The organism is Halorubrum trapanicum (assembly GCF_002355655.1).
Taxonomy (GTDB): Archaea; Halobacteriota; Halobacteria; order Halobacteriales; family Haloferacaceae; genus Halorubrum; species Halorubrum trapanicum_A.
This window is the reverse complement of the sequence record NZ_AP017569.1, coordinates 2,488,439-2,502,389: the sequence shown is the minus strand read 5'-3', so window position 1 is coordinate 2,502,389 and position 13,951 is coordinate 2,488,439. Positions and strand designations below refer to the sequence as shown.

Below are 13,951 nucleotides of genomic sequence, written 5' to 3'. Positions count from 1 at the left end.
TCACACCGTCAGCGAGACCTCCCGCGCGACGGTCTCGTACCCCTGTGCCCCCATCACGTCGGCGTAGTAGCGCTCGGCGACCAGCGCCTGCGGGACGCTGCGGAGCCCGAACCGCCGCCGCGAGCGCAGTTCGACGTCGACGACCGTCCGGCCCGGCGACCCCTCGCCGGCCTCGCGGACCGCGACCGCGTACGCGCCCCACGGCCGACCGTCGAGCGCCCCCTCTATCAGGAAGCGCGCCGCCCGGTCGCCGTCGGCCGCGCTCGCGCCGGCCGGCGCGGAGGCGTCGATCGACGCGGACGAATCTGTCGGCGCGGAGGCGTCCACCGGTGCGTCGCTCTCGGTTTCGACGGCCAGCGAGTAGGTACGGAGTCCGAGGAGGGACGGGTGTTCGTACGCCGTCCCAGAGTCCCCGGAGGCCGGGCGTACCTCGTCGGCGACCCCCCACTGGAAGGCGAGGACCGGCGGCGTCGCCGACGCGAACGCCTCGATCACCGCCTCGGGGCTCGCGTCCGTCCGGAGCCGGGTCGCCCCGCTCCGGCGGAGAACCGGGGCGCGGAGCGCGACGGCGAGGACGAGGGCGACCGCCGCGCCGCGCCAGAGCGAGAACGCCGCGACCGCGGCGAGGAACGCGCCCACGGCGACCAGCGCGAGGGCCCAACTGGCGGCCCGTTCTGCGCGTCGATACCGCGAGACAGCGGCGTCGAGGGCGGTCTCGTCGACGTGTGGGCGGGCGTCGACGGGAGCGGAGGGCTCGGACATGGCCGTCGACTCGGCGGCACCGCAGTTCAGAATTTCGGTCGACGCGGTCGGCCGCGACGGCGGGCGCCCTCAGGCCGAGTCGTCCGACCCGGGGGCCCGCCCGCAGATGCTCACGAGGTCGTGGAGGTCGTCGATCTCGTAGGTCGGGTGACAGGAGAGCTCCGTCGACCGCCGGTGGGGACGGCGGATGAACGCCGAGTCGATGCCGGCGTTGTCGGCCGCGCGGACGTCCGACTCGTTGTCCCCGACGAACAGCGCCGTCTCGGCGCCGAGGTCTTCGAGGGCGCGCTCGATGTAGTACGGGGAGGGCTTCTTCCGCGAGAGGCTGGCCACCGAGGGCTCGCGGCCGTACGCGACCTCGAAGCGGCCCGCCAGCCCGAAGTGGTCGAGGAGCGCGTCGACGGTCGCCTGCTGGTTCGACGAGACGACGCCGAGCGAGGCGTCCAGCGCGCGCAACGCGTCGACGTCGTCGTACGGCGTCTTCTGGCCCTTCCGGGCGGCGTCGATCTGCGCCGCGGCCGCGGTCTCGTCCCTGACCCGCCAGAACTCCGTCGGATCGACGCCGTAGCGCTCGCAGATGTCCGTCAGGGTCGCGGGGTCGACGCCGACGGCGACGTCGTCGACGTGGGCGAGGTCCGGGTCCTCGACGCCGAGGCTCACGAACGCGTCCCAGGCGGCCTCGCGGAGCGTGTCGAACGGCGTCCGCCCGACCAACACCCCGTCGTTGTCGAGGACGACGGCGTCGTACACGCCTTCCTCTGTGACGGTAACGGGCAAAAAGGTTTCACACCCCGAACAGCCGGAGGAAGAGCCCGGCCAGCAGCGCGAGCGTGCCGGCGATCACGCCGACGAAGGGGATCGGAACGGGGAGCGGGATCACGATCAGCGCGACGCCGACGGCGATCAGCGCGGTCGAGAGCTTCACGCTCAGATTTCGTCGGCGACGCTCAAATACCTTCAGGCGGATTTCGGCGGTCGGACGAGACTCGCCGGCGGGCGCGACGACCCCCGCACTTTCAATACCCGGCCCGTCGAACGTTCGGACTGGACCATGAACATCTCTGATATCGCAGTGCCGGAGTACGTCGAGGTCGACGTCGACGAGCGGCTCGCCAAGGTCCGTTCTATCTTCGAGCGAGAGAACCCCAAAGGGATCGTCGTCGTCGAGGACGGCGAGTACGCCGGCGTCGTCGGCGAGAAGCAGCTCATGCGCTCGCGCATGGAGGACGACACGAAGGTGTCGGCGGTGATGAAGCCGGCGCCCTCCGTCGACCGCCACGAGGACGTCCGCGAGACCGCCCGGCTCCTCGTCGAGGGCGACGTGAAGATCGCCCCCGTCTACGAGGGCGAGAAGCTCTTCGGCATCGTCACGGTCGACCAGATCTTAGAGGCCGTCCTCGACAGCCTCGACGCGATCACCGTCGGCCAGATCGCCACCGAGGACGTGATCGGCATCGGCGAGACGGAGAGCGTCGGCCGCGCGATCAACCGCCTCCGGGAGAACGGCGTCTCCCGCCTCCCCGTGCTCGACGACGACGGCGACCTCGTCGGCGTCGTCACCACGAACGACATCGTGGAGTTCGTCGTCCGCGACCAGGAGCGGCAGGGCAGCGGCGACCGCGCCGGCGACATCGACCGCATGCTCGACATCCCCGTCTACGACATCATGTCGAGCCCCGTCGTCACGGCAGCGCACGACGAGACGGCCCAGACGGTCGTCGGGCGCATGTTCGACAACGAGGTGTCCGGTCTGGTCGTCACCCCCGAGGGTGCGGACACCGTCGCCGGGATGGTGACGAAGACCGACGTGCTGCGCGCGCTCACGTTCACCGAGGAGGACTCGATGGACGTCCAGATCACCAACGTCGACCTGCTGGACACGACCTCCCGCGAGCACATCGTCGAGTCCATCGAGCAGGTCGCGGACAAGTACGCGGACATGCACGTCATCCACGCGCACGTCCGGCTCCACGCCCACAAGGAGAAGCTCCGCGGCACGCCCCTGATCCAGTGTCAGATCCGCCTCCGCACCAACGAGGGCCAGGTCGGCGGCTCCGGCGAGGGGTACGGCGCCGAGCACGCCTTCCACGTCGCGCTCGACAAGTTAGAGCGGAACGTCCTCGAGATCAAGGGCGTCAACGCCGACGAGGAGTACCGCGGCCAGCTCCTCCGCAAGCTCGGCGAGCTGTGAGCCGGTAGGCGCCCGCCGGACCGGGCGCGACCGTCGCCTCGCACTCGACTGGTCTCGTTCGCTTCGCCGCAAGGATTTCGGTCCTCGTCTCCGCCCCCTTCACCGTCCGCTTCGCTCCGTTCCCCGGGACGTTCAGGCGTCGCTTCCCTCGGCGAGCCCGTCGCCGACGATCCGGAACGTCGCGGTGTCGCCCGCGGGCTTCGAGCGGTGTTTTTCCAGAGTCGCCCGACGGTTCCCGCCGCGGAACCGGTCGACGCGGACGATCGCGCCGGTCCAGTGGTTGAGGGTGTTGCCGCCGAGCGCGCGGTCGCGGTCGCCCTCGGGGTCCGTGAACACCTGGTTCGTGATCACGACGGCGACGTCGTGGCGCCGGGCGAGAGAGAGCAGGTGCGTCACCTGCTTGGCGACCTTGCGGAGCGACTCGCCGCCCTCGGTGTCGCCGGCGCGCTCCAGTCGGTAGAAGCCCGTCGCGGAGTCTAACACGATCAGCTCGACCTCCTCGGCGAGTTCCTCCGCGTCGCGGACCGCCTCGCGCTGGTCGTCGAAGTCGTACGCCTCCGAGATGACGAGCCGCGAGGCGAGCGCTTCGAGGGAGTCGTCGGCGTCGCCGCGGTCGAGCCGCCCCTCGGCCATCTGCTCGAACCGGTCGATCGAGAGCCCCTCCGTGTCGATGTAGAGCGCGCGGTCGCCGCCGCCCGCGACCTCGACCGCCGCGGCGAGCGCGAGGTTCGTCTTCCCCGCCGCCGGCGGCCCGTACACCTGCGTGACGACGCCGCGCTCGAAGCCGCCGCCCAACAGCTCGTCGACCGGGCGACAGCCGGTCGGAATCGGGTCGCTCACTGGAGAGGCTTCGCCCGCGCTCGTATTTAAAGGGTCGATCGCGTCGCTCGTCGGCGAACGGCGGTCGGCCGCGGGAGCACGGCCGCCGCTCGTCGGTGTGTGATAAGTGTGAAAGAAGCGGAGATAGGCGTCGATCGCGTCGAGCGACGGCCGAAATCCGGTAGTGCGTGCGGACGCGTCGTCCGCGATTCAGAGATTAGTTGCGGACGAGGTTCGTCGCGCGCGGTCCCTTGGGGGACGATTCGATGTCGAATTCCACTTCCTGACCCTCCTCGAGGTCCGGGCCGCCGACGTCTTCCATGTGGAAGAACACGTCTTCGTCGTCGTCGAGGTCGCCGTCGTCAGTCGAGATGAAACCGTAGCCGCCAGTGTCGTTGAAGAAATCAACCTTACCGTTTGCCATTGCGAATAAACGTACAGCCCGTTCGGGGATAACCCTTGCGAGGGTCACGGTACCACGGAGGTTCCGGACGTTCGTCTATCCGAGAAACCCCGAATACCGCCTCGTCTCTGGCCGCTACGGTCGATGTTCGAACGCTCCCGGTCGTGTTCACTGCGCGCCACCAGCCGCGGGGTTCATTTACGAGCGACCACGTAGGTCGGACAACGATATGGACCGCCGCCGCTTCCTCCGCACGCTCGCCGCCACCGGAGCCGCCGCCGGAACGACCGCCACGGCCGGCTGCGCCGGCGTCCTCGGCGAGTCCGGCGCCGAGGGAACGATCCTCGGCCCGCCGGAGATCGACCTGAGCGAGGCGTCTCACCCGAGCTACGGCGACGAGATGCCCGACTTCACCGTCCCCGACCCGATCGCGGGCGAGGAGATCACCGTCTCGGAGTTCGAGGGCGAACGCGCGGTGCTGTGGACCTCGTTTTACACCAACTGTCCGGACGGCGTCTGTCCGGCGCTCATCCTCCGGCTGCGGCGCGCGCAGGAGGTCGCCGCCGACCCGACGGAACGGAACCCGGGATATCCGTCCCTTCCGCTGCGGGTTCGCGAGTTCGTCGGGCCGGAGCCGTACGGCGACGAGGTCGCGTTCCTCCCCACCACGTTCGACCCCGAGCGCGACACCGAGGAGGCCCTCCGCGAGTACGCCGACCAGCAGAGCGTCGACCTCGACGCGGGCAACTGGCACTTCCTCCGCCCGGAGACCTACGAGCGGGCCCAGGAGATACACGACGAGAAGTTCGGGCTCGTGATCGAGAAGCAGCCGGCCGACGACATCGAGAACCTTGAGTACCGGTTCCCGCACTACGGGCTCATCATCCTCGCGAACAAACAGGGAATCGTCGAGCGCGCGTACCCGAGGGGGCCGGCCACCGACATCGAACGGCTCGTCGACGACGTTCAGCGGGTGGTCACGGCGTGAGGCGCCGACACCTGCTGGCCGGACTCGCGAGCGTCGGGGTCCTCGGCGGAGCGGGCGCTGTCGCGACAGGCGGGGTACCGGACGCGCTCGGCGACGCCCCCGAGCCGGTCGAACCGGTGACGCTCGACACGGTCGACGCCCCGGGCAGCCGCGACGGCGAGGTGACGATCCCGGCGCCCGATCGGCCGACGTTCGTCGACTTCTTCGCGACGTGGTGTGGTCCCTGTGCCGACCAGATGCCTGCCCTCGCCGAGGCACACGACCGGCTCGGCGACGAGGTGCTGTTCGTCTCGGTGACGACGCAGAATGTTGGAGATGTGGTCAGTGAAGAGACGATCGTCGACTGGTGGCAGAAACACGACGGCGACTGGCTCATCGCGGCTGATACCTCGCTCGAACTATTCACGCGGCTGGGTGTCGACGGGTTCCCCAGCGCGCGTGCTATAGACGCGACGGGGCGCATTCGCTGGGCAGATTCAGGGACACACACGGCCGATGAGATCGTCGCTGGAATCGATCAGGCGCTCGACTGATGACGGGGCGACTCGTCCGATGACCGATGTTTCCCTGATCACGAATATCCCGTTCGCGGTGACCGCAGGTGTGACGACGTTCTTCTCGCCGTGCGCGTACCCGCTCCTCCCGGGGTACGTCGGCTTCTACGTGAACTCCGTCGACGCCGACTCCGCGTCGGTACTCGGCGCGGGGGCCCGCGGCGTCGCGGCCGCGGTCGGCGTGCTGGCGACGTTCGCGCTGCTCGCGGGCGCGACCGTCCGAGTCGGCTACTCGACGCTGTCGAACATCACGGTGTTCGAGACGCTCGTCGGCGGGCTGTTAATCGCCTTCGGGCTGCTCGTGGTCTCGGGCCGGATGCCGTCGGTATCGGTTCCCCTGCCCGAGCGGCGGTCGAGCGTGCTCGGCTTCGGGGTCTTCGGCGCGGGGTACGCGCTCGCCGGGGCGGGCTGCGTCGCGCCGGTGTTCCTCGGCGTCGTCGCCCGCGCGATCGCGCTCCCGTCGGAGACGGCGGCGCTCGTCCTCGCCGTCTACGCCGGCACCGTCGCCGTCCTGATGGCCGCGACTACCGTCGCGACCGGCGTCGGACTCGTCAGCAACGCCAACCGGGTGATGGCCCACGCGGGACTGCTGAAGCGGATCGCGGGCGCCGTGATGATCGTCGCGGGGATCGGCCAGCTGTACCTCTCCGTAGTCGTGTACTGACCGACCACGGCGCGGCCGATCGGTGTCGGACGTTCCCGAGTCTCCCGTAGATTCTTAACCGATACCGTGGAAGTTCGAGACAACCGAACCGAACGGTTCGGTCCCCGCACCATGAACCTAGACGAGTTCACCGCCGCGAACGCACCGACCGACAGCGCGGAACCGTTCCAGCGCGAGAACAGCTACACCTTAGACGTCGAGGTCGCCGGCACCGTGATGGCGAAGGCCGGCTCGATGGTGGCGTACACGGGCGACGTGTCGTTCACCGGCAAGGCCTCCGCCGAGGGCGGTATCACCGGCTTCCTCAAGGAGGCCGCCACCGGCGAGGGGACGCCGATCATGGCCGTCGAGGGCGACGGCCACGTCTACTTCGCCGACGACGGCAAGAAGGTCCAGGTGATCGAGCTCGGCGCCGGCGAGTCGATCACGGTCAACGGCGAGGACGTGCTCGCGTTCGAGGAGTCGCTCTCCTACGAGATAAACACCATCGACAGCCTCGCCGGCGCGCTCGCGGGCGGCTTCAGCAACGTCTATCTCGAAGGGCCCGGCTACGTCGCGCTCACCACTCACGGCGACCCGATCGTCCTCGAACCGCCGGTGGCGACCGACCCGAGCGCGACCGTCGCGTGGGGCGGCACCTCGCCCGACGTGGAGGTCAACCGCAGCCTCTCGGACATGATCGGTCAGGAGTCGGGCGAGCGCTACCAGATGCGATTCGACGGCGCCGGCGGCTTCGTCGTGGTCCAACCGCGCGAGGAACACGTCTGAGACCGTCCCGCCCCGACGGACGATGACCGACCGCCTCGATCCCGGCGACCCGGACGGAGGTCCGACCGAAGACCCCGACAGCGACGCGGACGACGACGCCGAGTCGGGGCCGCTCGGTCGGGTCAGGTCGGCAGCCGCGGACGCCGTCGGCGTCGTCGCCGACGTCGTCATCGAGTTCCTTTGAGTCGCGTTTCCGCTCCGGCCGAGGCGTTGCCGCGGCCGGCTCCTACCGCGCCGCCAGCCAGCCTGCGAAGTCGACGGTGAGGAACTCGACGTAGTCGGCGACCCCGAGGAGTAACGAGACGAGAATGACGATAGCGACCGGGAGCCGAACGACCCAGATCCACGCGACATCGAGGCCGCCGACGTCCGCGATTCCTTTCCGGAGCTCCTCGCGGCCGATATCGGGGATGACCCAGCCGACGAACAGCGCGAGCAGCAGCGAGCCGAGGACGAGCAGGATACCGTACGCGAGCCCGTCGTACAGCCCGAGGAAGATCGTGTCAATTGTGACCGGCACCCCGAGCAGGAACACCGCGGCGCCCACTGCGGCCGCGGCCGGTACGCGAGCGACGCCGATCTCGTCCATGAGGTAGGAGACGAGCACTTCGAGGATGCTGATCGCCGAGGAGAGCGCGGCGATCCCGACCATGCCGAAGAAGACGGTTCCGAGGATTCGGCCGCCGGGGATCCCCGCAAACGCCGCGGTGAGACTGACGAATATCGCGCCGGGACCGCCGGTCCCCGGCTCGATGCCGACCGAGAAGAGGACGGGGAAGACGACGAAGCCGACGAGGACCGCGACGAGCGTGTCGAGCGTCGCGATGATCCCGGCGTCGGCCGCGAGGTTCCGGTCCTCGTCGAGGTAGGAGGCGTAGGTGATCATCACGCCCATCCCGAGCGAGAGAGTGAAGAACGCCTGCCCGGCCGCGGCCGGCAGGATCTCCGTCCAGTTCGCGGCGATCGTGCCGAAGTCGGGCGAGAGGTAGTAGCTGTATGCCGCGCTCGCCCCGTCGAGCGTGAAGCCGTACGCAGCGAGGCCGACGAGCAGGACCAGGATGGCGGGGATCATCACCTTCACGCTCAGTTCGATCCCGCGCCGGACGCCCGCGGCGATGATACCGACGACGAGCAGCATGAACAGGGCGTGGAAGACGAGCGTGTCGAGGCCGGTCGACACCGACTCGTACAGCGCGTCCGCGGCCGCCGGGTCGGCGACGGTGAACCCCTCCGTGATCCCGATGAGCGTGTAGCGGAGGAACCAGCCCGCGACGACGCTGTAGTACGAGAGGATGATGAACCCGGTGACGACGAACAGCCACCCGGCGGACGACCAGACGCCGCTGCCCAGCTCGCGCAGCGCGCCGACGGGGTTCCGGTCGGTCCGCCGGCCGATGACGAACTCGACGAGGATCGCCGGGAACCCGATCAGCGCGACGAACGCCAGATAGGTGATCAGAAACGACGATCCGCCGTACTGGCCGGTGATGAACGGGAACCGCCAGACGTTCCCGAGCCCGACCGCGCTGCCGACCGCGGCGAGGATGAACCCCATCCGCGTCGCCCATGTCTCGCGTGCCATTGGTGTCGGAGAGAGATCCTCAACCGTGTAAAAACGTGTCTCTCCGCCACTCTCTCCGGTAATCATCGAACGTGATCAATTGTCCACCAGTATTCCGAAGACGAGTTGGCGCCGAGGAGCCTCGGGGCGATTCCCGATGTCGGTCCGCATCGGGACCGTGAATTTAATAGCCGGACGGCAACCTCACGGGGTATGGAACGCGTAGACGTCGCGATCGTGGGCGGCGGGCCGGCCGGGTCGTCCGCGGCGCACGCGGCGGCGACCGGCGGGGCGGACGCGCTGGTCATCGAGAAGGGCGTCCCGCGGGCCGACCGCGACGGCCTCGGTCCGGACTCGACCGACGCGGCCGGAATACTGGACTACTGGGTGGACATCATGGGGATCCACCCCGACGAGTTCGACGACGGGGTCGTCCAGCGCGAGCTGAACCGCGCGGAGTTCCGCGGCCCCGACGAGGCCGCGACGCTCACCACCACCGGCATCGACTCCTCGTACGACAAGTTCGGGTACACCTTCCAGCGCGCGCGCTTCGACGACTGGCTCCGCGAGCGCGCAGAGGACGCCGGCGCCGAGTACCGCGTCGGGACGTCCGTCCGCGGGGTCGACACCGACCTCTCGGTGGCCCCGGGCGGCGACGACGAGCCGCGTCACACGCTCGAACTCGCCGACGGGGGGACCGTCGGCGCCGACTTCGTCGTCCTCGCCGACGGCCCGCAGCGCACCGTGACGAACCGGGTCCTCGACGAGTACCTCCCCGCGGACGCGCAGGCCTCCGAGCGGCTGGCCTCCCGCACCGCGAACCACATCGCCTACCAGGAGTACCGGCGCGTCCCCGAGGACGTGTTCGAGGCGGTCAACGACGCCATCGTCTTCTGGTGGGGCGTGATGCCGGGCGAGACCGCGTACCCGTGGATCTTCCCGAACGCGGACCGCGTCTGTCGGATCGGGCTGACGATGCCGATCGACCTCGACATCGACGAGGTCGACGCCTCGGAGTACGCGCTGCTCCGCGAGGACGACGAGTCGATCCCGCAGGGCGGCGAGTACATCCGCCGGCTGTTGGAGTGGCAGTACGGCGACGAGTACGACGTCGAGGAGGAGTTCCCGCTCGTCGAGGACGCCGGGAAGCGGAACGGGACGGAGACGTATCCGATCTCGTCGACCCGGCCGATCGATTCGCCGGTGGACGCCGGCATCGCCGTGGCGGGCGGCGCGATGGGCACCACCTCGGCGTTCCACGAGGGCGGCGACCACGTCGCCGTCCGCACCGGCGCGATCGCCGGCGGACTCGCCGCGGAGGGTGACCTGGCCGCGTACAACCGTCGCTGGAAGGAGGCGATCGGGGACGAGGTCGTCCGCAACGTGACGATGGCTGACATGGTCGCGGAGTACGAGCCCGACGACTGGAACCGGGTCATCGGCGCGGCCGACGCGATGCTCGCCGCCGAGACCGGCGACAGCCTCCTCTCGCAGCCGTACCGCTCCGGCTGGGAGTCGCTGAAGCTCATGCTCGGCTACAAGTGGAACAAGCGCCGGGTGAAGAAGGACTACGTCGGCATCGACGAGAGCGAGTACGTCTACTGACGCCGCGTTCGCGCGGCGCGGTGCGGCGTTCGGGCGGCGGCGGCGCGTCCTCCGCCGAGTCCGTCCCGTTACCGGATCACCGGCGCCGCCAGCTCGACGGGCTCGGCCTCGATCCCCGCGACGTCAACCGGTTCGACCTCGTGAGTCGGCCATCGGCCCGTCTTCGTGAGCCGTTCGGTCAGATCGGACGTGACGAGGTGGGTGTCTTCGCTTTTCGTGCCCTGAACCGTCGGATTCCACGCGTAGCCCATCGGCCGCCGGACCGCCTCGTCGCCGTCCGGGGTCGCGAACCACTCCCGGCCGGCGAATCCGGCGGCGCCGCCCTGGTGGTGGTTCTCCCACTCGTCCGCGAAGCCGACCGCGTCGTACGCCGCTTGGATGGCCTCGAAGACGTCGCCGGCGGTGTCGGGGGCGGCGTCCTCGGTACCGCCGTCCCGCGAGAGCGCTCCGGACGCGGCGGCCTCGGTGGCGCGGACCGCGGTCGCCTCGACGCGCGCCGCGGCGCGGTGGCGCTCCTCGAACCAGTCGGGGGCGTCGAACGCGACGGTGCGCGTCATCGAGGCGTACAGCCCCGCGCGCTCGGCGGTGACCGACACGAGCGCGTAGTCGCCGAGGGCGGCGTCAGTCGGCGTGTAATGGCGGAACGCCTGCGCCCGGTCCGCGCCGCCGACGAGCACGACCGGCGTGTCCACGTCGCGGGAGGCGAGCGAGATATCGATGCCCGCCGCGACCTCGTACTCGGGGTCCTCCGGTTCGAGGTTCCGGCAGACGGTCTCGACGGCGGCCGCGACCTCGCGGCCCAGCTCGCGGTAGCGCTCGACATCGTCGTCGGTAAGCGGCTGTCGGAGCCGGCTGCCGTCGACATCCTCGAATCCGGGGACGTCGAAGTCGGCGGCCGCGGGGGCGGGCGAGCGCTCGGCGACCGCCTCGGCGAGCGAGCCGGCGTACCACGGGACCGACTCGACCGCGAACGCGTCCGGGAGCTCCTCGTCGGCGAGTCGGTTCGCCTCGATGTTGTCGGTGATGACGCGGAGTTCGCCGTCGTAGCCGGCGGCCGCGACGCCGGTCGGCGCGTCGGCGTCGACGACGTTGTCGCCGCCGGTGAGCCACGCGAAGCCGTTGGGGCGAGCGAACCAGACCGCTTCGAGCCCGCGCTCGTCGAGGTACGCGTCGAGCCTGTCCGTGCGGGCGGCGAGGTCGACCATACGAACGGACTGTCGGCGAGCGGGTAAAAACGGTCGAAAGCCTCGCGCGCCGTCGGCTTCGGGGGCCCGCCGTCGCCCGATCGGCGGGTGGTGACTCACCCCGCTCGGATCCCCGAAACGAAAGGTTCAATTACGTCCCCCGGATACGACGAGACGCGTCAGTAAGCCCCTGCGGGTTGGTAGTCTAGTCCGGTTATGACACCTCCTTGACATGGAGGAGGCCGGCGGTTCAAATCCGCCCCAACCCATTTTTGTCGACACCGCAACCGCGAGCGACAGCGAGCGGTCCGTGTCGACAAAATGGTGCCGCGGATTTGAAGCAGGGAACGGAGCGAGCGCTAGCGAGCGGAGTGACTGAGGTTCAAATCCGCACCAACCCACTTTTGATTCCTCGCAATTTTGGTAGCATCGCCCGCAGGATATCCGTCTTTTAACAGCGCGTACTGCTGCGCTCTGAGCGTTTCCACTCGGTTATACCGAGTAGTCTGGGTCGAACTCAGCGTGGGCCTGTTTGTACTCTCGAAGGAGATCTCCCACTCCGGTAATCGCAGACTCCATCTCGATGATCGGGTTCTTCCGCATCTCGTGAAGCCCGACTTTCGCCTTTAGCTCGCTGGTGTTCGTCCGGTTCGAGCCCTCGGCGTCGCGGTACTCCCAGTCCTCGTGGTCCATGCTCGCGCACAGGACCTGTGTGACATCGATAGGCGGCGTCTCGTTCGGGGCGGGGGCGTCGTCCGTGGCGGACTTGCTCCGCGCGTTTATCCGATAGTGGATTCCGAGGAGCCACCCCTCGACATTGTGGTGTGCGTAGAACGTGTTCCCCTTCGACGCTTTGACTTCCAAGCCCGGACCGTTGTCGGAATCCTTGACTGCGTAATTGTCCGGCCATTCGTGATCGGTCCCATCGTAGAGCAAGTCCGGGTATCCGTCGTCGAGACGGTTGAGGACGAAGTCCGGAGACTCTTCCGCAAAACGAGTGGTTAGTCGGTGACTGACGAAGCCACCAATCGCGTTGTTCGCTCGGAACTGCTCGTGGAACCGTCCGTACCCTTGTTCGAGGTGCCACTCATTCACCTCGTGCCAGTACTCGTAGAAGCTCTCGATCGCGCTCACGACCTGCGAGACTTCGAGTCCGTAGGGGAGCTCCGCATCGCGGTTGACGAAGCGCTCTCGGACCTCTGGCCGCTTCATGTTTCGTCGAGCCCCATCTGTACGTCCGAGTCCGCGAGATGGTCGAGGACGCGGTTGTCCGGGTCGATGCTCGCAACGAACCGTAAGAGTCGCTGAACGCCGTCTGGATTCTCCTCGATGTTGGCGAAGAAGTGAACCATTCCGTGAAGCGCTCGGTTCTGCTTGTGGTAGTCCCAGAATCGAAGCTGTCGGCTGATGTCCTCGTCATCCAGGACCCGGACATCCGCTTCTTCGAGCGTTTCGCGGGCTTCCGGACTCACCTCTGTACAGATCGCGATGGCGATCGCTGTCGTGTTCTGTGCGACCTTCATCATCGTGCCGAGTTCGGCACTGACGTTCGATTCATCGATAACGCGGTCCTTGACCTCGACCGAGATCATGAGGTCGGGACCGTGGTACCCGTCAATGTCGCCGTACCGCTGCTGACGCGAGGAGCCGGTTCGGACCTTACTCGCGCGGAGAGACAAGTGCGGCCACTCCGCTTTGACGTACCCGTAACAGAGAGCCTGGTACGCCGATCCGCCCTGTTCATTTGGGGCCTTGCGTGTGTAGTCTCGGAGTACCTTCAGGAACGGCTCTTCGAACGGCGGGTCACGCCGTTCGTACTCGCTCGATTCCAACCGCTCTAGCCCGAGGTCGAAGAGTTCCTGTGCGGCGACGAAGCGACCGTCGCGGGAGAGCCGGAACGCGAGTTCGAGCATGTCGTCGTACCGCTCCCACTCGCCGGTGTGGTGTCCCGGCGAACTCGGGAAGTTGGTTCGGTTCAGGTCCTCCCGGAACAGTTCGATCAGCTCGTTGTGGAACGCTCGGATCCCTTCCCGAGTGTCACCGCGTTTCAGTGTCAGCGACGACTTCGCCGTGCTCTCGTAGCGGTCGAGGATGTCGTCGACAGTGATGTCAGGGTTGAAACCGGCCAGCCAGTCGTCGTACTTTGCCAGTTCTTCGGCGAGGACAACAAAGTCGATCGCGAGCCCTAGCGTCCCTTTCGAAGATGCGAACTGCGTCCCCGCCTCAGAAACGAGCGCATCAATCACATTGCGCTCAGCGTCTGAGATCCCATCGTCAAAGCCGTCGGATGCCGACAGATCCGATTGATTCCCGAAATAGGTGGCCGGGAAATGGCTCTGTAAAAACATCTCTATCGCTTCATCGTCGTGGTCGGCACGATCGTCGCTCCATCTACTCATCTGCGTATACTGTCCAGTTAACAGACACGCTTAGAAATGTTGGCATTGGAAAA

16 protein-coding genes and 1 tRNA gene are annotated in these 13,951 nt (G+C 68.0%); 8 read left to right on the top strand and 9 right to left on the bottom strand.

From position 1 onward, the window contains the following. The 3 genes from CPZ01_RS12185 to CPZ01_RS15480 form a co-directional block, all read right to left on the bottom strand. On the bottom strand, nucleotides 1-762 hold the full coding sequence (locus tag CPZ01_RS12185; protein WP_096395451.1) for a hypothetical protein: 762 nt from the start codon (nucleotides 760-762) through the stop codon (nucleotides 1-3). A 69-nt stretch (nucleotides 763-831) separates the two neighbouring features. Continuing rightward, complete coding sequence (locus CPZ01_RS12180) at nucleotides 832-1,512, bottom strand: HAD family hydrolase (RefSeq protein WP_096395449.1); 681 nt, start codon at nucleotides 1,510-1,512, stop codon at nucleotides 832-834. 34 nt (nucleotides 1,513-1,546) lie between these two features. After that, on the bottom strand, nucleotides 1,547-1,687 hold the full coding sequence (locus CPZ01_RS15480; protein ID WP_172863964.1) for a hypothetical protein: 141 nt from the start codon (nucleotides 1,685-1,687) through the stop codon (nucleotides 1,547-1,549). Between the two features lie 126 nt (nucleotides 1,688-1,813). Between CPZ01_RS15480 and CPZ01_RS12175 the strand changes: the two genes are divergently transcribed. After that, nucleotides 1,814-2,953, top strand: a complete 1,140-nt coding sequence (locus CPZ01_RS12175) for a CBS domain-containing protein (RefSeq protein ID WP_096395447.1) — start codon at nucleotides 1,814-1,816, stop codon at nucleotides 2,951-2,953. A 132-nt stretch (nucleotides 2,954-3,085) separates the two neighbouring features. On the opposite strand, the gene radB is transcribed toward CPZ01_RS12175, so the two are convergent. Both radB and CPZ01_RS12165 read right to left on the bottom strand, forming a co-directional pair. Beyond that, the gene (radB, locus tag CPZ01_RS12170) at nucleotides 3,086-3,793 is read right to left on the bottom strand and encodes a DNA repair and recombination protein RadB (RefSeq protein WP_096395445.1); all 708 of its coding nucleotides are present in this window, start codon (nucleotides 3,791-3,793) and stop codon (nucleotides 3,086-3,088) included. Between the two features lie 196 nt (nucleotides 3,794-3,989). After that, nucleotides 3,990-4,196 (bottom strand): cold-shock protein, encoded by a 207-nt coding sequence (locus CPZ01_RS12165; protein WP_004595330.1) that lies wholly within the window; start codon nucleotides 4,194-4,196, stop codon nucleotides 3,990-3,992. A 208-nt stretch (nucleotides 4,197-4,404) separates the two neighbouring features. Here CPZ01_RS12165 and CPZ01_RS12160 point away from each other — a divergent pair, with 208 nt between their 5' ends. From CPZ01_RS12160 to CPZ01_RS15085, 5 genes are all read left to right on the top strand, one after another. Continuing rightward, entirely contained in the window at nucleotides 4,405-5,163 is a 759-nt protein-coding gene (locus CPZ01_RS12160; protein ID WP_096395443.1) for an SCO family protein, read from the top strand. Continuing rightward, complete coding sequence (locus tag CPZ01_RS12155; protein WP_096395441.1) at nucleotides 5,160-5,696, top strand: TlpA family protein disulfide reductase; 537 nt, start codon at nucleotides 5,160-5,162, stop codon at nucleotides 5,694-5,696. Before CPZ01_RS12160 ends, CPZ01_RS12155 begins: the two co-directional genes overlap by 4 nt. A 19-nt stretch (nucleotides 5,697-5,715) precedes the next feature. After that, the gene (locus CPZ01_RS12150; protein WP_096395439.1) at nucleotides 5,716-6,381 is read left to right on the top strand and encodes a cytochrome c biogenesis protein CcdA; all 666 of its coding nucleotides are present in this window, start codon (nucleotides 5,716-5,718) and stop codon (nucleotides 6,379-6,381) included. Between the two features lie 111 nt (nucleotides 6,382-6,492). Next, nucleotides 6,493-7,149, top strand: coding sequence for an AIM24 family protein (locus CPZ01_RS12145; RefSeq protein ID WP_096395437.1), 657 nt, complete (start codon nucleotides 6,493-6,495; stop codon nucleotides 7,147-7,149). A gap of 22 nt (nucleotides 7,150-7,171) precedes the next feature. Further along, nucleotides 7,172-7,333, top strand: a complete 162-nt coding sequence (locus tag CPZ01_RS15085) for a hypothetical protein (protein WP_157745982.1) — start codon at nucleotides 7,172-7,174, stop codon at nucleotides 7,331-7,333. Nucleotides 7,334-7,375: 42 nt separating this feature from the next. Here CPZ01_RS15085 and CPZ01_RS12140 read toward each other — a convergent pair whose 3' ends face one another. Beyond that, entirely contained in the window at nucleotides 7,376-8,731 is a 1,356-nt protein-coding gene (locus CPZ01_RS12140) for a sodium-dependent transporter (protein ID WP_096395435.1), read from the bottom strand. A 192-nt stretch (nucleotides 8,732-8,923) separates the two neighbouring features. On the opposite strand from CPZ01_RS12140, the gene CPZ01_RS12135 reads away from it, so the two are divergent. Then, on the top strand, nucleotides 8,924-10,315 hold the full coding sequence (locus CPZ01_RS12135) for an NAD(P)/FAD-dependent oxidoreductase (protein ID WP_096395433.1): 1,392 nt from the start codon (nucleotides 8,924-8,926) through the stop codon (nucleotides 10,313-10,315). A gap of 68 nt (nucleotides 10,316-10,383) precedes the next feature. Here CPZ01_RS12135 and CPZ01_RS12130 read toward each other — a convergent pair whose 3' ends face one another. Next, nucleotides 10,384-11,520, bottom strand: coding sequence for a M24 family metallopeptidase (locus tag CPZ01_RS12130; protein ID WP_096395431.1), 1,137 nt, complete (start codon nucleotides 11,518-11,520; stop codon nucleotides 10,384-10,386). 173 nt (nucleotides 11,521-11,693) lie between these two features. On the opposite strand from CPZ01_RS12130, the gene CPZ01_RS12125 reads away from it, so the two are divergent. After that, nucleotides 11,694-11,768: transfer RNA gene (locus CPZ01_RS12125), tRNA-Val, on the top strand. 223 nt (nucleotides 11,769-11,991) lie between these two features. On the opposite strand, the gene CPZ01_RS12120 is transcribed toward CPZ01_RS12125, so the two are convergent. Then, on the bottom strand, nucleotides 11,992-12,711 hold the full coding sequence (locus CPZ01_RS12120; RefSeq protein WP_096395429.1) for a hypothetical protein: 720 nt from the start codon (nucleotides 12,709-12,711) through the stop codon (nucleotides 11,992-11,994). Beyond that, nucleotides 12,708-13,898, bottom strand: a complete 1,191-nt coding sequence (locus CPZ01_RS12115; protein ID WP_096395427.1) for a hypothetical protein — start codon at nucleotides 13,896-13,898, stop codon at nucleotides 12,708-12,710. Before CPZ01_RS12115 ends, CPZ01_RS12120 begins: the two co-directional genes overlap by 4 nt. Nucleotides 13,899-13,951: the final 53 nt, after the last annotated feature.

Excerpts from the sequence above, each read along its gene's own strand:
- CPZ01_RS12185 (WP_096395451.1), bottom strand. The coding sequence starts at position 762 with ATGTCCGAGCCCTCCGCTCCCGTCGACGCCCGCCCACACGTCGACGAG.
- CPZ01_RS12175 (WP_096395447.1), top strand. The coding sequence starts at position 1,814 with ATGAACATCTCTGATATCGCAGTGCCGGAGTACGTCGAGGTCGACGTC.
- CPZ01_RS12165 (WP_004595330.1), bottom strand. The coding sequence starts at position 4,196 with ATGGCAAACGGTAAGGTTGATTTCTTCAACGACACTGGCGGCTACGGT.
- CPZ01_RS12160 (WP_096395443.1), top strand. The coding sequence starts at position 4,405 with ATGGACCGCCGCCGCTTCCTCCGCACGCTCGCCGCCACCGGAGCCGCC.
- CPZ01_RS12150 (WP_096395439.1), top strand. The coding sequence starts at position 5,716 with ATGACCGATGTTTCCCTGATCACGAATATCCCGTTCGCGGTGACCGCA.
- CPZ01_RS12145 (WP_096395437.1), top strand. The coding sequence starts at position 6,493 with ATGAACCTAGACGAGTTCACCGCCGCGAACGCACCGACCGACAGCGCG.
- CPZ01_RS15085 (WP_157745982.1), top strand. The coding sequence starts at position 7,172 with ATGACCGACCGCCTCGATCCCGGCGACCCGGACGGAGGTCCGACCGAA.
- CPZ01_RS12140 (WP_096395435.1), bottom strand. The coding sequence starts at position 8,731 with ATGGCACGCGAGACATGGGCGACGCGGATGGGGTTCATCCTCGCCGCG.
- CPZ01_RS12135 (WP_096395433.1), top strand. The coding sequence starts at position 8,924 with ATGGAACGCGTAGACGTCGCGATCGTGGGCGGCGGGCCGGCCGGGTCG.
- CPZ01_RS12130 (WP_096395431.1), bottom strand. The coding sequence starts at position 11,520 with ATGGTCGACCTCGCCGCCCGCACGGACAGGCTCGACGCGTACCTCGAC.
- CPZ01_RS12120 (WP_096395429.1), bottom strand. The coding sequence starts at position 12,711 with ATGAAGCGGCCAGAGGTCCGAGAGCGCTTCGTCAACCGCGATGCGGAG.
- CPZ01_RS12115 (WP_096395427.1), bottom strand. The coding sequence starts at position 13,898 with ATGAGTAGATGGAGCGACGATCGTGCCGACCACGACGATGAAGCGATA.